Raw genomic sequence first — 18201 nt, 5'->3', positions numbered from 1 at the left:
GACGATGACATCCTTATTAGAACAGGCTGAACAGGTGCTTGAAAAAGCACAATCCGGGATTAATCCACGCTGGTATCCGCGCTATCACCTCGCCCCTCGCGCAGGCTGGATGAATGATCCTAATGGCCTGGTATGGTTTGACGGCTGGTATCACGCCTTTTATCAACACCATCCCTATTCCCCGAAATGGGGTCCGATGCACTGGGGGCACGCCCGAAGCAAAGATCTGGTGCATTGGGAACATCTGCCCGTCGCGCTAGCGCCGGAAGGCCCGGCGGACAAAGACGGCTGTTTCTCCGGCTCCGCCGTGGTGGACGGCGATACGCTGGCGCTCATCTACACCGGACATAAATTTCACGGCCCGTCGGACACAGACGACAACCTCTACCAGGTGCAGTGTCTGGCGACCAGTCGTGACGGCATCCATTTTGAACGGCACGGCAGGGTGATTGATACACCGCCCGGACTGCATCACTTTCGCGATCCGAAGGTGTGGCGCGAAGGTGAGTTCTGGTACATGGTTGTCGGCTCCCGCGTGGAAAATACCGGCCAGGTGCGCCTGTACCGTTCCACCGATCTCCGCGAATGGCATGACGACGGTATTTTCGCCGAGGCTGATAAAGGCAAGGGCTTTATGTGGGAATGCCCGGATTTCTTCACCCTGGGAGAGAAGCGTGTCCTGATGTTCTCGCCACAGGGCATGGCGGCGGAAGGGTATGACTATCGCAACCTGTTCCAGAGTGGCTATTTACTTGGGGACTGGCAGCCAGGTCAACCGTTCACCCACAGCGGACAATTTACTGAGCTGGACCACGGCCACGACTTTTATGCCCCGCAGAGTTTCGTGACCCCGGATGGCCGACGCATTGTCATCGGGTGGCTCGATATGTGGGAATCACCGATGCCCGAACAGCAGGATGGCTGGGCCGGAATGCTCTCGCTTCCGCGCGAATTAAGCCTTGTCGATGGCCGTGTGAGAATGAAACCGGCTGCCGAAGTGACCGCGCTGCGTGGCAGCTATTATCCCACGCCCGTCCGCTGCCTGAACAATCAGAACGTCCTTGTCGCGGCAGATGCCGACGCGGTCGAAGTTCAGCTGGCATGGGATTTGAGCGCATCGACGGCTGAACAGTTTGGTATCGCGTTGGGCGACGGGCTGAGAATTTACGTCGACGATCAGGCCGGGCGTCTGGTGGTGGAGCGCCGCTATCCGCAATATTCGCTGGAAGGCACGCGCAGTATTCCGCTACCAGCAGACAGCGTTCTGTCACTGCGAATTTTTATCGACCGCTCATCGGTGGAAGTTTTTGTTAACGATGGTGACGCTTGTTTAAGCAGTCGTATTTATCCGCAGCCGGGCAAGCGCGATATTTCATTGTTTGCAAATCAGGGTGTGGCCTCATTATACGATGCGGGATACTGGTCTTTAGATAAATAATCTCCGTTCCGACCTGTTTCTAGCAGGGTGAGTTTTTATTTCTGCCAGTCTCTGGCTGGCATGTTATTGTCTGGAATAATGAGAGAGCAAAATGGATGAAAGCGTAATACCTCAAAATTGCATTACCTTGAAAGATAAAAACATATTTGTTCCAGGAAAACAGACGCTGGCATTAATGGTGACATTAGCGGCATTTCCTGCCATTGCTGACGACGTTACAGGAAACTATCAAAGCTATTTTCAGGATGAATCAGACACCAACGGTACGAGTGTATCATCAGCCAATAACGGTAATGAACAATCGTCCCTTCGTGCTTCGTCTTCTCCGGTTGCTGCAGGCCAAAAACCTGAACTCACGACCTCGTCAAAGCCCGTGACGTTATCGGCGCAAACGGAGAATAAAAAAGCGGAAGTGAAAAAGCGTCCTAAAGGGGATAACCCCGAAGACGTCAGTCTGTTGCGTTTAAGGCAGGAAGATCCGCCGGTTCACTGGAACAGTATCGGTCGTAACATGGAAGTGGGTGGCCTGCATGGAAACATCGGGTCTCAGATAGAAATTGACGATGTTCGCTGGAGCAATAATAAGAAAAACAGCGGCAAGTTTAAACTCGCCACCATTCAGGCCTTTTTAAGGCACGATGAATTGCCTAACTGGTATTTCGGTTTCTGGAATGCCAGAGAAGACAGTTATAAAGGACAGTTCAGTAATCAGGACTATCAAGGCACCAATACCATCAATGAATTTTTTGTGGGCCATATTTTCGAAACCTGGCGAGGGAATATCGGTACGGAAGTTATGGTCGGGTCCGAAACGGCAACGAAACGCTGGAAAAACCGGTTTAAGGTCTGGCAGGACCTGCGACTGTCCAACAAATGGAGCCTGGCCGGATACGCGTATGGCGAATATCAACCTCAGGGTAACGAACCGGGGAATAGCGATCTGGAGCAGTACATTTTCGAAATTGAGCCAGCCATTCAATACCGCGTGAATCCGGATCTCGGACTCTATTTGCGACCCTATTATTATCACAATCGCCAGGAGCGTCAGAGCTGGGGCGATATTGTCGAAGAAGAATGGAAAGTCACGGCCGGACTCTGGCGAAACTGGTATCCATTATTAACCTCCCTGTATGTTGGATTTGGCCAGGACAAAATAGATAACGCCAGCAATGCCAGCGAAGTTTTCTATGACGGTCGGTATAAGTTTATCGGTGGCACGCTGAGTTATCCGGTATTTGGTGAAGTGCGATTATACGGTGAATTCAAAGCACAATTTACGAAAGAAACCGGGCTTTGGACATCGACCGGTCACTCATGGAACCCGTTTACCGTGGTTGGCGTGAATTATAACTTCTGACATTCAGGTGTAGCATGAAAAAATTAATAGTTGCGGCATCTGTCGCGCTGCTTGCGCTTTCACTCGGCAATAATCCTGCCTGGGCGCAGCCTTCGAAAGAAACATTACAGAATAAAAGTATCACCCATATTAATGGCTTTTTCCCGCGGGTTGACGGTTCATTTGTGGGCGACCCTATGCCCGTGTTTAACGATGGCAAATTTGATATTTATTATCTTAATGATGTCCGCGGCGGCAGCGATCTGGGGGTACATGCTTTTCATCTCTTGTCGAGTGCCAACTTGTATGATTATCAGAACCATTCCGAAGTGATCCCCTACGTTAACGACGTTGACGATCCTGAACTGTTATTGGGAACCGGTTCGATTATTAAAGTCGGCGATACCTGGCATGCCTGGTACACCGCGCACAATGAAAATGTGTTCCCGGTTGAGTCTATTATGCACGCGACCAGCAAGGACCGCCTTCACTGGGTGAAACACCCGCAGGACACCATTTTACCCGGCGGTAACTATCGGGGTAATGATTTCCGGGACCCTCACGTCGTTTGGATTGAGGAAAAGAAAGAATACTGGATGTTAATTACTACGCGCAGTAACGGTCGTGGGGTTATTGCCCGGTACAGTTCAACGGATTTAACGCACTGGGAAGATCGCGGCGTATTTTTTGATAACGACACCATCACCAGCAATGCCAACCTCGAATGCCCGACACTGGTTTACTTCAACGGACGCTGGTATCTCAGCTTTAGCGACCAATGGCCGTTACGCCTGACACAATACCGTGTTGCGGATAATCCTGAGGGGCCGTGGCGGAAACTGGGCAATTATGTGGTCGACGGCTCGGGTTTTTACGCGGGTAAACTGGTACTCAAAAACGATCGGCTGTTTGTTTTCGGCTGGATCCCGACGAAAGCCGGTAACCGTGACAGCGGCAACATTGACTGGGCAGGGAATCTGGTAGCTCATGAGCTCACCGCAGATGATCAGGGCCAACTCAACAGCATCCTGCCCCAGGAGCTTCAGAAGGTCATCAGTGAGAATCCTGGTCCGGTGACCACCTTAACGAGCACTAAAACGCTTAAAACGGCCACGTCGTTCGGCCCCTTACAGTCGGCGCTGTACCCGGCCTTGCCTGAACGCGGTGAGTTGAGCGCAACCATCGATGTTCCTTCTGCCGGAATGGTGATGAGCTTTGGTCTGACCGACGACAGAGTCAGTGATGCGATGCTGAACGTTGTATTCAATAAGAGCAAAGGAAAAGTCTATTTTTTCAACGCGCCGCTCGCGTCGATTCATCAGGCTAACGCGGAATCCTGGGTAGATGTTCCGATCGGGGAAAAAATTGAGTTACGCGTTCTCATTCAAAACTCAATTGCTGTCTTTTATATAAACAATAAAGCGGCATTCAGTACCCGGATGTATTCCATGCAGGAGAAGCCATGGAGTATTAGCCTGCCTCAAAACGACCATTTTCACGCGACGTTAAAAATAAAAGAAATGATTTAACGGGATATTATTATGAAAAACTATCATGCCCTGTCTGTTATTTTTGCTCTTCTGTTTCCCGCGCTGGCCAATGCGAGCATGAGCATCATGAAGGACCCCTCGGGAAAGGTTGTTGCCGTGGACCCGTGGTCCTATCTGGATGAAGAGGTTATGTGGACCTCAGCCCGCTCCTCCAATCCTGCCGGTGGCCGCGTTCATGGCCAACTGAAGATGAAATATGCCATTGAGGACAATAACTGGCGTAACAGCCATTTCCACAACGGGAATGATTCACTGACGTTTGTACAAGGCGTGATGCGACACGATGCGTTACCCGGTTGGTATCTGGCTTTTTCTGAGGGCAGAACCACCCACTATAACGGGACGTGGGAGGATCAGTCTTACCTTAGCCAAAACCAGTGGACTCAGTTGATCATCGGCCATGAATATTTTTATAAACGTCTGCGCTATGGCTGGGATGTCATGGGGGGAAGCGCTTCAATCGAGGACCGCTGGCAAGGCCGCGTTAAGTTCTTTACCGATCTTCGGGTTACGGACAATTTCTCATTCTTTAACTATTTGTATCAGCAGATCGATCACTGCCGCAGCGGTGGATCGCAAAATGACCGCGACGTGCGTTCATTTCAGATTGAGCCTGGCGTGCAATATATTATTAATAACACCACCGGCGTCTGGTTCCGCCAGCAATTTGCCTCTGCCATTTTAGACAGGGCGCAATGGGGCGATATTGACGAAAAAAGCTGGACCACGTCTGTCGGCGTCTGGCGCAACTGGGGGAAATTATCTACAACGCTCAGCGGCGGGTATGGCCATTATAAGAAATACAATGCGCAGCCTGAAGATGGCGAAGTCTTCCAGAATACCCGCAACCGCTTCCTGAAGGTATCGGCGAATTATCCGTTGACCTCTCGCTTTACCGTGTCCGGAGAAGTTACTGGCTCGTTGATAAAACAGGACGGAAGCTGGGTGACCCACGGTGAGGCTATTACCACCGAATATAAGCTGATGCTGGATTATAACTTTTAAACCGTATGCCTGGATAATCCATGGCACCTGTTCACGCTTAAGCACTATTAAAAAACTGACCTTCCCGCAGGTCACATTTAAAAAGTTAATTATTATTGAGGAAATGTCATGAATATCTGGACTCTTGGCGATGCAGTGGTGGATCTTCTACCGCTTTCAGACATGCAATATCAGGCCTGCGCAGGAGGAGCCCCGTTCAATGTGGCAATTGGCGCTGCGCGTCTGGGCTGCCAGAGTGGTTTTATTGGCCGGGTCGGTGAGAATGACTTTGGTTATTTTCTGAAGAAAACGCTGTCTGACGCAGGCGTTTCAACCGAAAGTCTGCAGTTGGATAATCAGCACAGAACCAGCACGGTATTGGTCTCTCTGGGCCGCGCTGGCGAGCGTGGATTTACGTTTTTAACCAACCCTTCCGCGGATCAATTTTTAACGCCCGATGCGCTGCCCGGTTTTAGCAACGATATTCTGCACTTCTGTTCTCTGGCCCTGGTCGCCGAAACGTGTCGTCATACGCTCGTCACCGCCATCAGCCATGTAAAACAACGTGGGGGATTACTGAGTTTCGACGTGAATTTACGAGAGCAAATGTGGCCCGATAAGCATGAAATGCTCGAGACGGTGCGTCATTTCGCCGCCCAGGCCGACATTCTTAAACTCTCGGAAGAAGAGTGGCACTGGATGACAGGCTCTCACGATTTTTCCCATGCGCTTAATGCCCTCAACGCTCTGCCCGCGCAACTCAAAGTCGTGACCTACGGTGAGCAAGGTGCCATGGTGCTGTGGCGCGACAGCGTTATTCATTTCGACGGTTATACCGTCAACAGTGTTGATACAACCGGGGCTGGCGACGCGTTTGTCGCAGGGTTGCTGGCCTGGATTGCACATCGCGGGATGCCGCAGAATGTTGAACAACTCCACCAGTCCATTGCTCAGGCCAGCGCCTGCGGTGCCCTCGCGACAACGCGCAAAGGGGCGCTGACCGCGCTACCTGATACCAACGCGCTCAATACCTTTATCACTCGATTCTCGCTACCGGATTACGAGGTGAAAAAGGGCTAAACAGGGTGAGAACATGTTTGGCTGGCGCGCGCATTTTCGTGCAGACGTGTACTCAAGTCATTTCAAACTTAGCAGTGAAGATGACAATGGCCGAATACGGGGGGGCAAACAGGTCGCTGCAAAACTTCAGCTCCCCGCTTGCTGGTTCAGCCATGCGGATAATCCCTGCTTCGTGTTTACACCAGGTTCGCTTCTGGCATACCTCTCCCTGAGAAAAGGAATGCATTTCACAGGGAGCCACGGTGATGCCGCAGACGGTGCCGCTGTATGATCTTACTGAACTTTCACGGCTTTTCCGTCTACCCAGACACGGCTGATGTTATTTCGCCTGGCGTTAAAGATGATTTTTTGCAGTTTATCTTCAGGCTGGTCTTCAGCAGGATGAATATAAATATCGCTTCCTGCAGCCCGGGTATCGATAACGATGGCATCGAACTGGTATCCGACCTCCAGCTTTCCTACAGGCAGCTCAAGCACGCCACCCGCACCGGCTGTCGCCAACCAGAATGCTTCCTTGAAGCTGACTGCCGAGCCTGGTCTGCCGCGGTGTTCCGGTTTGATACGGGCATCGACGCCATCATTCAGGGCTTTACTGGCGGTGATGGTATGGCGGCAGGCATCAAATACCGAGGGGCTATGGCCACCGGCAATATCGGTGCCTAACCCGACGTTCAGTCCACGGTCCAGCATTGCTCGCAGAGGGAATACTGCATTGGCAAAATAGAAATTTGAAAGGGGGCAGTGCGCGACGCCAGCCCCGGTTTTCTTAATCAGGTCAGCATCGTCATCTTCAATGTGGTTTGAATGCGCGAGGATGGTTTTTGGGGTCAACAGGCCAAAATCACGCAGCGCCACGGTGTCCGTTTTCCCCAGGCGTTCTTTGACGTAACCATGTTCCCAGTCACTTTCTGAGCAATGGGTTTGCACGTGGCAGCCTGTTTCTTTCGCCACCGTGCCCAGTCTTTTCAGCAGGTCATCCGTGCAGGAGGGAATAAACCGCGGGGTGATAACCGGGAGCACACGTTTTGCCGTATTGCCGGGTAACTCTGCGACAGCGCGAATAAATGCACGCGTTTCCGCCTCGGCCGATGCCGCCGTTTCGTCCCGATAATAGTCAGGGCACTGGGAGGGATCGTCCATCGCGACGCGGCCCACCAGGGCGCGCTGCCCCTGGGCCAGGCATATGCGGGCCAACTCGACGCTGCTTTCAGTGTGCAGGGTGGCGAAGTAGACGGCGGTGGTTGTGCCGTTCGCCAACAACGCGCTGACCAGTTCCGTATAATTTCGGCGGGCAAAATCGACGTCGGCGTATCGGGCTTCCAGCGGGAACGTGTAGTCATTCAGCCACTTCTCAAGCGGTTTATCCAGCGCCTTGCCCATCTGAGGCCACTGCGGGGCGTGGACATGCAAATCGATCAGGCCGGGCAGAAGATATTGGTCAGAAGAGAGTTCAGTGAGCTTACCCGCTTTACGGGCGGCGTCACGTACGTGCCGGAACGCGTCATCGTTATGTTGAATAATATCCACAATGGTACCGCTACCGTCGATACAGAACAGCGTGTCGGTAAAGTGGGTCACATTTTCCTTTGATTCCGCCGTATAGCCCTGCGCGCTAACAACCCGTTGCCAGGGGAATGCGTGGTAGGTGTTCATCTGTTTGTCCTTTTTCACGATTATGCTGAAGGGAAAATATCCCGGATGGCAGTAGGATTTTTTCAGGTCGCAGGATCCTGAACTATCCAGACCCCCGTGTTCTGCCTGATATCCGGTTTAATGGCGCCCTGGCGCTGGTTGTAGACAAAGGTGCCGGTGCTGTCGCTAAGGCAGACGAGCGTGAGGGTAAACAGCGTCGTCTGGCCCTGAAAATCCTCCTCCGCTTCCAGAACGCCTACGCTGTGTGCCAGGCCTGTTTGGCTTTTAAAAACTTCATAACGGTATTTCCCTTGCACCTTATCGCCTGTGCGCAAGATATGGCTGGTATACGTATCGTCAGTGAACTCCAGCCGGAGCAGGCTATCGGCATTGGGGTTTTGCACAGACCATAGCGGACCCGTTTTATTGATAAAGATTTTGCCGGAGAGCGTCTCCGGTACGTTGCAGGTCGCCTGAGCAAATAGCGGAAGCGCCAGCAGTACTGAAAGTAATGTTATCCTGAGTTTCATCTTATTTGTCCATATTTTTGCCGGAGGAGAGGTAGGGTATCTTCCGTGCATTCATTTTTATTCGTTAAAAATCCTGGCACAAAAATGAAATACATCAATAAATCGAAAGGTTAATAAGATGGCGAAAGTTGAGGCTATTAAAGAGATAGCAATGATTTATTCCGCTGGACATGCTTTATAAGCCGAAGGGTGAATACGGTAGTGTGTCTGGCAGCGCATGATTAAGCAAAATGGCGAAATGACTGTTGTCTTATTGTCGGTTTGAATAGCTTTTTTATCGCGGGATTTTTCATATACTTCGTGTTGTGGTGAATCCCCCTGTGCGGTGGGGCATAATTTATAGGTTAACGTCATTATGCGGGCTTTGCTCACCGGGAGGCACCCGGCACCACACTGTTCTATTAAATGTTTTTAAAAGAAGGTAGATATAACATCGCCACGACCCATATGAATAAGCCAGGAATTTTCAAAGGCCACGGCTCAAGGATAGCTATGCAAGCAAATGCACCTACCACGAGCACAGGGCCTGATAACACGTTCAGGATCCCACCTAAAGTAAGTATCTTTCCTGGCAGTAATCTATTGAGTACTAATGAAATAATGTAAGCACTCATAGTAATGATGGAAAAGGCGATTGTTTTATCATGCCATGTGTCGAATTCAATCCAGCAAAGACTATAGGCAAAAATTAAATATGAGCAAAGAAGCAGGTTTATAATTGGGATGATAAACTTACTCATATGACCCTGCCGTAGTGTTTGTTTTTGGTTTTTCTATTGTTATTTTCTCAGCTTTGCATGTATATCGTGTGTTCGTGTCAAAGATGCCATAAACCCGATATCCATAATCTAGCGGTACAGATAGTCCTCCATTTATAAGTCCAGTCACGGTATCAGGCGAGGAGATTATATTGCATAATCTCCTCGCTATATCTTCTATGTCAGCCATAGTATCTCTTTAAATCTGTTATAAAGAGTAATGTCAATGTGATATTAATGCAATTAAAGCAATTTATATAATCTACACGAGAAATTAAGAATTATTAGGGGCATTAATATTATCTTAAATGAGACAATAAGCGGTTTCATGCCAATCCCACGCACTCCACCGCTCAAACTAACTTAACTAAACACCGGCACCCCCAGCCCAACCTTCACTTCCCTCAGCGTCCCCTGCGTCACCCCCTGCGCCCGTTCCGTGCCGCGCTTCAGCATCGCCATCAATTCCCCTTTATCCTGCATGTACATCGCTCTGCGTTCCCGCATCGGTGCAATCAGCTCCTGCAGGCACGCCCCCAGCTCGTTCTTGCATGCCCGGTCACCCAGTCCGCCCGCCTGATAATGCGCCTTCATCGCTGCCACTTTCGCTTTGTCCGGATGAAACGCGTCGAGGTAGGTAAACACCACGTTTCCCTCAATCTGCCCCGGGTCGCTCACCTTCAGGTGGTTCGGGTCGGTGTACATGGCGCTGACCGCACGGTGAATCGTCTCTTCACTGGCGGAAAGGTGCAGGGTGTTGCCCAGCGATTTTGACATCTTGGCGCTGCCGTCGATGCCGGGCAGGCGGCCGGTGTCGCTGAGCATCGCTTTGCAGTGGCGCAGCACCGGGGCAGGCAAGAGGCTGTTCATCTTGTGCACAATCTCATTGGTCTGCTCAATCATCGGCAGTTGGTCGTCGCCGACGGGGACGCACTCGGCTTTGAACGCAGTGATGTCCGCCGCCTGGCTGATGGGGTAGGCCATAAAACCGACCGGCAGCGAGCGGGCAAAGCCTTTCTGCGCAATCTCATTTTTCACCGTCGGGTTACGCTCGACGCGGGCGACGGTGACGATGTTCATATACAACATTGTCAGCTCGGCGAGAGCGGGCAGGGCGGACTGCAGGCAGAGTGTCGTCAGGTTCGGGTCGATGCCGGCGGCGAGGTAGTCGGCGAGCACTTCAGGGATGTTGTCGCGGATTTTTTGCGGGTTGCTGCCGTTGTCGGTCAGCCCCTGCAGGTCGGCAATCAAGACATACTGGTTATGCGTCTGCTGTAGCGCCACGCGCTGGCGCAGCGAACCGACGAAATGACCCAGGTGCAGCGGGCCGGTTGGGCGGTCGCCGGTGAGGATGGTTTGAACGTTCATAAAGACTCCTTAATGTGCAAGTGCCGAAAGGGGTCTTAGAAATGTGAAAGCCGCCTTTCGGCGGCTATCTGAAAATGGGGAAAACTACTCCGTGCCGCCTTTAAGAAGGCAGCCACCAGCGGTTTACGGTGAGCACGGCGTGGTTTATGTTCATGAAGTTACCGTACCACGTCTGGCGCAAAAAACAAAAGGGCACGTCATGCTGCAATCACTCAACCATCTGACCCTCGCGGTCAGCGACCTGCAAAAAAGCGTCACCTTCTGGCACGAGCTGCTGGGGCTGACGCTGCACGCCCGCTGGAATACCGGGGCCTATCTCACCTGCGGCGATCTGTGGGTCTGCCTGTCGTACGACGAGGCGCGCCAGTATGTGCCGCCGCAGGAGAGCGACTATACCCATTACGCGTTTACCGTTGCGGCGGAAGATTTTGAGCCGTTCTCGCACAAGCTGGAGCAGGCGGGCGTTACCGTCTGGAAGCAAAACAAAAGCGAGGGGGCATCGTTCTATTTTCTCGACCCGGACGGGCACAAGCTGGAACTGCACGTGGGCAGCCTCGCCGCGCGGCTGGCGGCGTGCCGGGAGAAACCCTATGCCGGAATGGTCTTCACCTCAGACGAGGCTTGATGTCCGTATCTTCAGCCTGCCCGCCAGCGTCACGTGTGTGGCGGCATCTTCCTGATTGCACAGGTACTCCACCGCCAGCCGTCCCAGCTCGCTGTAGGGAAGCTGGATACTGGTCAGCGGTGGGGTGAGTTGCTCGGAGATCTTCTGGTCGTCGTAGCCCGCCAGCAGCATATCCTGCGGGATGCGCACGCCGTTTACCGCCAGCGCCTGATAGCAGCCGATCGCCAGCCAGTCGCTGGCGCAGAAGATGGCGTCCGGGCGTTTGTCCAGCGCCAGCAGAGAGGTGGTGGCGGTAAAGGATTCGCTGAACTGCCAGTTGGTCTGGCGCACCAGACTCTCGTCACAGGCTAAACCGGCCTGCTGTAAGGCGGCCTGATAGCCGGCCAGCCGCTGGCGGGAGGCCTCCATCCAGCTCTCGCCGGTGATGTGGGCGATACGCGTTGCACCGCAGGCGATCAGGTGTTTGGTCACCTGGAAGGCGTTGGCGTAGTCGTCCGGAATAAACGACGGCAGCAGCGGCGAGCCGGGATCGCGCTGATTGAGCAGCACCAGTGGAATGCGGGTGCAGTCCTGAAAAGCGGTCATGTCGACAAGCGTGGTAACGGGGGAGGCGAGGATAATCCCCACGCAGTTGCGCTTCTCCAGCTGGCGGATAATGTTCAGCGCCAGCTCTACGTCATCACCGTAGTCGTACACCGTCAGCAGCGCTTCGTTGCGCCATGCGGCTTCCCGCGCCTGGCTGATGGCATCGATAAAGGGATCAAAGCTTTGCAGGGAACTGACCAGCAGGGCGATTTCCTCCTGGTTGCGCGGGGCGTGAATGGCAGGCAGGCGGTCGTAGCCGAGCTCGGTCGCCACGCCGATCACCCGCTGGCGGGTCTCGTCACTGAGCTTGATGTTACGGGACTGGTTGAGCACCAGCGATACCGTCGCCTGCGACACCCCCGCCGCCCGCGCAATATCGTTCATCGTGACTTTTGTTTTTCGCATCATCCGTCCTCTCCCTCTCGCGACACCGCATCATACCCTAACTGTTCGCTTACGCGCCGTCGATCACGTTTCTTATTCGCGCCTGCATGAACTTTGTGAAGGCTGTCGCTTTTCGGAGCGTCATGAATTGCGCATTTATCCCGCAACTAATATTTATTAGCTAAATATTATCAGTAAGAGGACGCGTAATGAAAGAGCAGTGGAGCAGGGAGCAGGCGCAGGCGTGGTATCAGCAAAAAGGCTGGCTATGTGGGTTTAACTATTTACCGTCGACGGCGGTGAACTGGACCGATATCTGGCAGGAAGAGACCTTCGATGCCGATACCATTGACCGCGAACTGGGCTGGGCGGCGGAGGCGGGCTACAACACCCTGCGCATCAACCTGCCATTTATTGTCTGGGAACACGACCGCGACGGCCTGATGGCGCGCATCGACGCGTTTCTGGCGATGGCCGACAGCCACGGGTTCAGCACCATGCTGACCCTGATGGACGACTGCGGTTTCTCCGGCGATGAACCGTATCTGGGGCCGCAAAAACCGCCGGTGCCGGGCAAGCACAACAGCCAGGCGGCAGCGAGCCCGGGGCGCGATAAAGTCTGCAATCCCGACTGCTGGCCGCAGATTGAGCGCTATATCCGCGACGTTATCCGCCAGTTCCGCGACGATGAGCGCGTACTGCTGTGGGATCTGTATAACGAGCCGGGCAACCGCGGCATTTTTGCGACCGGTACGCAGGAGGTGCAGTACGACGCGAAGCTGGAGACCTGCGCGCATGAGCTGATGAAGCTGGCGTTCCGGTGGGTGCGTGAAGAGGATCCTACTCAGCCGCTCACCGTCTGCGCGTGGCGTCTGCCGGCGGAAGAGGAGGACGAGACGTTTTATCAGCATCCGCTGGATCAAAGCGCGCTGGCGCTATCCGACGTGGTGAGCTTCCACGCTTACACCAACACCGGACGCATGACCGCGATTATCCAGCAGTTGCAGGCGCTTGGGCGGCCAATCTTCTGCACCGAATGGCTGGCCCGCCACGTGGGCAGCACCCTCGAGGAGCAGCTCCCGCTGATGTACACGGCGAAGGTCGCGCCGTATCAGTGGGGGCTGGTGCGCGGTAAAACCCAGACGTGGCTGCCGTGGCCGGTGGTGATGAAGGAGTCTACGGACTACTGCCGCCTCTGGTTCCACGACGTCTTTGAGGAGAACGGTATCCCGTTCTCGCGCAGTGAAATGGCCTTAATGAAGAAGCTCCGTAAGATCGCCCCGAAAGCGCAGGACTAATAATATCGACCCGGCGGCCTGCCGCCGGGCAACCAGGTACGCACTATGGCAATGACAATGAAAATACCGTCTCGCGAGTTGTGGTCTTATTTTGGTTATGGATTAGGTCAGTGTTTTAGCTTTGGTTTAGTGGGTTCGTTTATTAACTATTTTTACACCGACGTGCTGGGGATTTCGGCGCTGGCGGCGAGTACCATCTTCCTGATTGCCCGCGCGTGGGATGCGGTTCACGACCCGCTATTTGCCAGCATAATGGACACCATTAACACCCGGTTTGGCAAGTTTCGCCACTTTTTGCTGATCGCCCCGTTACTCATTACCGGCGTCACGCTGCTGTCGTTCTATAAAATCGAAGCGGACATGACCACCAAAATTCTCTACGCCGGGGTGACGTACATTCTGTGGGGAACGCTGTACGCCATCTCTGATATCCCGTTCTGGTCGATGTCGTCGGTGATGACTAACGACTCCGGGCAGCGCACCCGCGCGGTGACGGCGGCCATGCTGGGGGTTAACGCCGGGATCGCCTGCGCCAATATTTTCTTCCCAAAACTGGCGGCGTTCTTCGCCCAGTACAGCAACGACAAAGGCTATTTTATGGCGGCGCTGGTGATGATGCTGGTCGGCCTGCCGCTGATGCTCAACGGCTTTATGCAGATTAAGGAGCGTGTGCCGCCGAGTCCGGAAAAGGTGACGATACGTGACACCTTCCATAACCTGCGCCAGAACAAGCCGCTGTTTATCGTTCTGCTGTCGTTCTTCTTCTGCGTGTTCCATAACGTGGCCGGCGGCCTCTACATCTACTTCTTTATCAACAATATGGGTGACGGCAGCCTGCAGATGGCGATCGGCGTGATGGGGATTATGGCGGCGGTGGTGTGTCTCGTCGCCCCGACGCTGACGCGCAGGATGCAGAAGCGGAAGCTGTTTATGATCCTCTGCGGGCTGGATGTCGCGGTACGCGTGGTGATGTGGTTTGTGGGCTATCAGCAGACGGCGATGCTGTTTATCCTGCTTGGCCTGAGTACGCTGTTTGTGATGATGTCCAACATCCTCACCTCGTCGATGATTGCCGACACCATTGAGTATGCGGAGTACCACACCCACAAGCGCTGTGCGGCGATCACCTTCTCCGGACAGACCTTTACCGGCAAGATGTCGGTGGCGGTCGGCGGTGGGTTAATCGGCGTGTTTCTGACGATGATCGGCTATGTCCCGCAGGCACAAACCCAGAGTGACGGCGTGCTGTCGGGGCTGTTCTTTGGTATCTGTCTGCTGCCCGCCATTGGCTCGCTGATCCGGCTTGGGTTTATGTCGCGCTTTACCTTTACCGAGGAGAAGCATGCGGAGATTTGCCGGTTGCTGGCGGAACGTCAGCACGAGAAAGCGCAGCAACGTGAGGGCGAGGAAAATCTGGCGCGCCCGGCCACGGTGAATTAAATATTAACGCCTGCATAGCAGGCGTTATGTCTTTTACTCTCCTGTGAGCTCAATCCGGTTGCCGTCCGGGTCCGCAATCACCGCTTCATAAAACCCATCCCCGGTCATGCGGGGGGCGCTGAGCAGGGTGCCGTTTGATTGCGCCTGCGCCGCCATACGGTCCACCTCAGCCTGGCTGCCGACGTGAATGGCGATATGCGCCCAGCCAATAAACTCCGGATGAGCCGGGGCGTCGGGCAGGTCCGGAACCGTCATCAGTTCAAGGGTTGGCCCGCCATCCAGGGTAATAAAATGTGACGCAAAGCCCGGGCGATTTTTACTGAGGTAGCGTTCATTACGGCGTCCGCCAAAAACCGTTTCCCAGAACTGTACCTGTGCATCAAGGTGTCGGGTCCAGAGTGCAACATGGGCAATGTTCATTGTTATCCTCGCGGTGAGTGCTGATTGACAGAGCACGCGCAGTGCAACATTATGCGCTTTGATGCTCGGTTTTGTTATTTTAAAGGACTTATAATGCTCGATTATGCTGCTTTTCCGGAGCAACGACAAGCGCTGATCCGTCAGATCCTTCAGGAGAGTGGAAGGGTGGTGTGCACCGAACTGGCGACACAAATGAAGGTCTCCGAGCACACCATTCGCCGTGATTTACATGAGCTTAGCAAAGAGGGCTTCTGTAAAAAGGTCTACGGTGGCGCGGTACTTCAGCTGCCGGATGCGGGGACATTTAGCCGCCGCGAGCAGGAAAACAGTGCACAAAAAGCCACAATCGCGCAGAAAGCGGCAACGCTGATCAAAGCAGGTGGCTGTATCTTTATGGATACGGGCACCACCAACCTGGCGCTGGCGAAAGCCCTTCCTGCCGAACTCAGCGTGACGGTGGTGACCAACTCCCCGGCCATCGCGACCGCGCTGCTGCAACATCCGCTGTGCGAGGTGATCATCACCGGCGGGCAGATCCAGCGGGCGTCCGGCGCGACGGTGGGTGCCACGGCTGCAAGCCATCTTGAGGGGATCATCTTTGATCAGGCCTTTATCGGTGGCTGTGCGATGGATCCTGAGATGGGGCTGACCGGTTTTGATTTTGCCGATTGTGCGTTCAAAAAAGCGGTGATCGCCCAGAGCAACCAGACCATCGTGGCGTTGACTGCTGACAAGCTTCCCGGCGTGGCGCGCTTTGTCGTGGCAAAGAGCCGCGACATTGATGTGCTGGTGGTGGACGCGAATATTAAACAGGACGTTATCGACGCGTTTGCGGCGCAGGATGTTCGCATTGTGCGCGCCTGAGGACTTTGACCGGTAAAACAGGCTACACTCTGGTTTTGAGCGCTAAATGCTGAGGACATAACAATGCACTACACACTGAAAGAAGGCGATAAGGATAAAGCGGAAGGGTCAAACGGCGCGGGCGCGCTGCAGCAAAAACTGCTCGAGTCCCGCTCGATTGTTATCTCCGGTGAGATCAACCAGGAACTGGCGCAAAAAGTCATTACCCAGCTGATCCTGCTGCAAAGCGTGAGCAACGATCCGATCAAGCTGTACATCAACAGCCAGGGTGGCCACGTGGAAGCGGGTGATACCATCCATGACTTCATCAAGTTCATCCGTCCGGACGTACACATCATCGGTACCGGCTGGGTGGCGAGCGCCGGGATCACCATCTTCCTGGCGGCGAAAAAAGAGCACCGCTACTCTCTGCCCAACACCCGCTTTATGATCCACCAGCCGCTGGGTGGCGTGCGTGGTCAGGCGACGGATATTGAGATTGAAGCGCGCGAGATCATCCGCATGCTGGATCGCGTGAACAAGCTGATCGCTGACGCCACCGGCCAGCCGCTGGAAAAAGTGAAAAAAGACACCGACCGCAACTTCTGGATGTCTCCGGCAGAAGCGCTGGACTACGGCATTGTGGGTAAACTGATTACGCATTATGACGATCTGAAGCTGGATTGATCCCTCAGGGCCGGACGTTTGCGCCGGCCTTCTCCTCTCGTTTGACCCATGACAAGTTCCCCCTTGACCGTCTCCCCTATAATCGCGCCTGTTTACCCTCTCACTGGTGCTACCCATGGCGTATCAACTGAACCTGAACTGGCCGGAATTTCTTGAAAAATACTGGCAGAAACAACCCGTAGTGCTGAAAAATGCCTTCCCTGATTTTGTCGACCCGATTACCCCGGACGAACTGGCAGGGCTGGCGATGGAGCCTGAAGTCGATAGCCGTCTGGTCAGCCATTCCAACGGTAAATGGCAGGCCAGCAATGGTCCGTTTGAGCACTTCGATGGCCTGGGCGAAACCGGCTGGTCGCTGCTGGCGCAGGCGGTAAACCACTGGCACATGCCTGCAGCGGAGCTGGTGCGCCCGTTCCGCGTCTTGCCAGACTGGCGTCTGGATGACCTGATGATCTCCTTCTCTGTCCCTGGCGGCGGCGTGGGCCCGCATATCGATCAGTACGATGTGTTTATCATTCAGGGGATGGGAAGCCGCCGCTGGCGCGTGGGTGACAAGCTGCCAATGCGCCAGTTCTGCCCGCATCCGGCTCTGCTGCACGTTGATCCGTTTGAGCCGATCATCGACGAAGATCTGGCCCCGGGCGATATCCTTTACATTCCACCAGGCTTCCCGCACGACGGCTTTACCCACGAAACGGCGCTCAACTACTCCGTCGGTTTCCGCGGGCCGAACGGCCGTGATCTGATCAGCAGCTTTGCCGATTACGCGCTGGAAAACGATCTGGGCGGCGAGCACTACAGCGATCCGGATCTGACCTGCCGCGAACACCCTGGACGCGTGGAACAGTACGAGCTGGATCGTATTCGCCAGATGATGATCGACATGATCAGCAAGCCTGATGATTTCACGAAATGGTTCGGTAGCTTTGTCTCGACGCCGCGCCATGAGCTGGATATTGCCACCGCGGAACCGCCGTACACGGCAGAAGAAGTGCGTGATGCATTGCAGGGCGGCGAAACGCTGTCTCGCCTGAGTGGTCTGCGCGTGTTGAATATCAACGGCAGCGTCTTCATCAACAGCGAACTGCTGGAAACGGTAGATGCGAAGGCCGCGGACGTGCTGTGTCGCTACACGGAACTCGGCCAGGCTGAGCTGGGCGAGGCGCTGAACAATCCGGCGTTTATTGACGAACTGACCGGACTGATTAACCAGGGCTACTGGTTCTTCGACGAGTAACGGCTG

The 18201-nt window shown here is 54.2% G+C and carries 17 protein-coding genes and 1 pseudogene; 11 read left to right on the top strand and 7 right to left on the bottom strand.

Annotated features, from left to right (window positions below):
• Positions 1–4: 4 nt before the first annotated feature.
• From QMG44_RS13640 to QMG44_RS13620, 5 genes are all read left to right on the top strand, one after another.
• On the top strand, positions 5–1438 hold the full coding sequence (locus QMG44_RS13640; RefSeq protein WP_086533195.1) for a glycoside hydrolase family 32 protein: 1434 nt from the start codon (positions 5–7) through the stop codon (positions 1436–1438).
• Positions 1439–1529: 91 nt separating this feature from the next.
• Positions 1530–2795, top strand: a complete 1266-nt coding sequence (locus tag QMG44_RS13635) for an OmpG porin family protein (RefSeq protein ID WP_086533196.1) — start codon at positions 1530–1532, stop codon at positions 2793–2795.
• 14 nt (positions 2796–2809) lie between these two features.
• A complete protein-coding gene (locus QMG44_RS13630; protein WP_086533197.1) occupies positions 2810–4303 on the top strand; it encodes a glycoside hydrolase family 32 protein in 1494 nt (497 codons plus the stop codon).
• Positions 4304–4315: 12 nt separating this feature from the next.
• On the top strand, positions 4316–5329 hold the full coding sequence (locus QMG44_RS13625; RefSeq protein ID WP_086533198.1) for an OmpG porin family protein: 1014 nt from the start codon (positions 4316–4318) through the stop codon (positions 5327–5329).
• Positions 5330–5437: 108 nt separating this feature from the next.
• The gene (locus QMG44_RS13620) at positions 5438–6388 is read left to right on the top strand and encodes an aminoimidazole riboside kinase (RefSeq protein WP_086533199.1); all 951 of its coding nucleotides are present in this window, start codon (positions 5438–5440) and stop codon (positions 6386–6388) included.
• 273 nt (positions 6389–6661) lie between these two features.
• On the opposite strand, the gene guaD is transcribed toward QMG44_RS13620, so the two are convergent.
• From guaD to trpS, 5 genes and pseudogenes are all read right to left on the bottom strand, one after another.
• Positions 6662–8041, bottom strand: coding sequence for a guanine deaminase (gene guaD, locus QMG44_RS13615; RefSeq protein ID WP_165764069.1), 1380 nt, complete (start codon positions 8039–8041; stop codon positions 6662–6664).
• A 62-nt stretch (positions 8042–8103) separates the two neighbouring features.
• Positions 8104–8550, bottom strand: coding sequence for a hypothetical protein (locus QMG44_RS13610; protein ID WP_044858805.1), 447 nt, complete (start codon positions 8548–8550; stop codon positions 8104–8106).
• Between the two features lie 401 nt (positions 8551–8951).
• Entirely contained in the window at positions 8952–9290 is a 339-nt protein-coding gene (locus QMG44_RS13605) for a hypothetical protein (RefSeq protein WP_086533202.1), read from the bottom strand.
• Between the two features lie 40 nt (positions 9291–9330).
• A pseudogene (locus QMG44_RS13600) lies at positions 9331–9498 on the bottom strand (hypothetical protein); the annotation flags it as partial.
• A 173-nt stretch (positions 9499–9671) separates the two neighbouring features.
• On the bottom strand, positions 9672–10676 hold the full coding sequence (trpS, locus tag QMG44_RS13595; protein ID WP_281853107.1) for a tryptophan--tRNA ligase: 1005 nt from the start codon (positions 10674–10676) through the stop codon (positions 9672–9674).
• Positions 10677–10875: 199 nt separating this feature from the next.
• Between trpS and fosA the strand changes: the two genes are divergently transcribed.
• The gene (gene fosA / locus QMG44_RS13590) at positions 10876–11301 is read left to right on the top strand and encodes a FosA/FosA2 family fosfomycin resistance glutathione transferase (protein ID WP_047743480.1); all 426 of its coding nucleotides are present in this window, start codon (positions 10876–10878) and stop codon (positions 11299–11301) included.
• On the opposite strand, the gene QMG44_RS13585 is transcribed toward fosA, so the two are convergent.
• Positions 11287–12294, bottom strand: coding sequence for a LacI family DNA-binding transcriptional regulator (locus QMG44_RS13585; protein WP_281853106.1), 1008 nt, complete (start codon positions 12292–12294; stop codon positions 11287–11289). The genes fosA and QMG44_RS13585 overlap by 15 nt on opposite strands.
• Positions 12295–12479: 185 nt before the next feature.
• Here QMG44_RS13585 and QMG44_RS13580 point away from each other — a divergent pair, with 185 nt between their 5' ends.
• Together QMG44_RS13580 and QMG44_RS13575 are read left to right on the top strand one after the other, a co-directional pair.
• Complete coding sequence (locus QMG44_RS13580) at positions 12480–13568, top strand: cellulase family glycosylhydrolase (RefSeq protein ID WP_086533206.1); 1089 nt, start codon at positions 12480–12482, stop codon at positions 13566–13568.
• 45 nt (positions 13569–13613) lie between these two features.
• A complete protein-coding gene (locus tag QMG44_RS13575) occupies positions 13614–15008 on the top strand; it encodes an MFS transporter (RefSeq protein WP_086533207.1) in 1395 nt (464 codons plus the stop codon).
• 33 nt (positions 15009–15041) lie between these two features.
• Here the strand turns inward: QMG44_RS13575 and QMG44_RS13570 are convergent, their stop codons facing one another.
• Positions 15042–15428: a VOC family protein gene (locus QMG44_RS13570; RefSeq protein WP_032681743.1), complete on the bottom strand. Its 387-nt coding sequence runs from the start codon at positions 15426–15428 to the stop codon at positions 15042–15044.
• A gap of 93 nt (positions 15429–15521) precedes the next feature.
• Here QMG44_RS13570 and QMG44_RS13565 point away from each other — a divergent pair, with 93 nt between their 5' ends.
• From QMG44_RS13565 to QMG44_RS13555, 3 genes are all read left to right on the top strand, one after another.
• The gene (locus QMG44_RS13565; protein WP_086533208.1) at positions 15522–16292 is read left to right on the top strand and encodes a DeoR/GlpR family DNA-binding transcription regulator; all 771 of its coding nucleotides are present in this window, start codon (positions 15522–15524) and stop codon (positions 16290–16292) included.
• Between the two features lie 63 nt (positions 16293–16355).
• Entirely contained in the window at positions 16356–16958 is a 603-nt protein-coding gene (locus QMG44_RS13560) for an ATP-dependent Clp protease proteolytic subunit (RefSeq protein WP_014168451.1), read from the top strand.
• 115 nt (positions 16959–17073) lie between these two features.
• Entirely contained in the window at positions 17074–18195 is a 1122-nt protein-coding gene (locus tag QMG44_RS13555) for a cupin domain-containing protein (protein WP_040018535.1), read from the top strand.
• The last annotated feature ends 6 nt before the right edge of the window (positions 18196–18201 follow it).

Source organism: Enterobacter sp. 200527-13, assembly GCF_027924865.1.
GTDB lineage: Bacteria > Pseudomonadota > Gammaproteobacteria > Enterobacterales > Enterobacteriaceae > Enterobacter > Enterobacter ludwigii.
Note: the sequence above shows the minus strand (reverse complement) of the source record. Positions and strands in the feature narration are given on the sequence as shown.

Bases quoted from the DNA above. Each gene is read 5' to 3' on its own strand.
- QMG44_RS13640 (WP_086533195.1), top strand. From the start codon at position 5: ATGACATCCTTATTAGAACAGGCTGAACAGGTGCTTGAAAAAGCACAA.
- QMG44_RS13635 (WP_086533196.1), top strand. From the start codon at position 1,530: ATGGATGAAAGCGTAATACCTCAAAATTGCATTACCTTGAAAGATAAA.
- QMG44_RS13630 (WP_086533197.1), top strand. From the start codon at position 2,810: ATGAAAAAATTAATAGTTGCGGCATCTGTCGCGCTGCTTGCGCTTTCA.
- QMG44_RS13625 (WP_086533198.1), top strand. From the start codon at position 4,316: ATGAAAAACTATCATGCCCTGTCTGTTATTTTTGCTCTTCTGTTTCCC.
- QMG44_RS13620 (WP_086533199.1), top strand. From the start codon at position 5,438: ATGAATATCTGGACTCTTGGCGATGCAGTGGTGGATCTTCTACCGCTT.
- guaD (WP_165764069.1), bottom strand. From the start codon at position 8,041: ATGAACACCTACCACGCATTCCCCTGGCAACGGGTTGTTAGCGCGCAG.
- QMG44_RS13610 (WP_044858805.1), bottom strand. From the start codon at position 8,550: ATGAAACTCAGGATAACATTACTTTCAGTACTGCTGGCGCTTCCGCTA.
- QMG44_RS13605 (WP_086533202.1), bottom strand. From the start codon at position 9,290: ATGAGTAAGTTTATCATCCCAATTATAAACCTGCTTCTTTGCTCATAT.
- trpS (WP_281853107.1), bottom strand. From the start codon at position 10,676: ATGAACGTTCAAACCATCCTCACCGGCGACCGCCCAACCGGCCCGCTG.
- fosA (WP_047743480.1), top strand. From the start codon at position 10,876: ATGCTGCAATCACTCAACCATCTGACCCTCGCGGTCAGCGACCTGCAA.
- QMG44_RS13585 (WP_281853106.1), bottom strand. From the start codon at position 12,294: ATGATGCGAAAAACAAAAGTCACGATGAACGATATTGCGCGGGCGGCG.
- QMG44_RS13580 (WP_086533206.1), top strand. From the start codon at position 12,480: ATGAAAGAGCAGTGGAGCAGGGAGCAGGCGCAGGCGTGGTATCAGCAA.
- QMG44_RS13575 (WP_086533207.1), top strand. From the start codon at position 13,614: ATGGCAATGACAATGAAAATACCGTCTCGCGAGTTGTGGTCTTATTTT.
- QMG44_RS13570 (WP_032681743.1), bottom strand. From the start codon at position 15,428: ATGAACATTGCCCATGTTGCACTCTGGACCCGACACCTTGATGCACAG.
- QMG44_RS13565 (WP_086533208.1), top strand. From the start codon at position 15,522: ATGCTCGATTATGCTGCTTTTCCGGAGCAACGACAAGCGCTGATCCGT.
- QMG44_RS13560 (WP_014168451.1), top strand. From the start codon at position 16,356: ATGCACTACACACTGAAAGAAGGCGATAAGGATAAAGCGGAAGGGTCA.
- QMG44_RS13555 (WP_040018535.1), top strand. From the start codon at position 17,074: ATGGCGTATCAACTGAACCTGAACTGGCCGGAATTTCTTGAAAAATAC.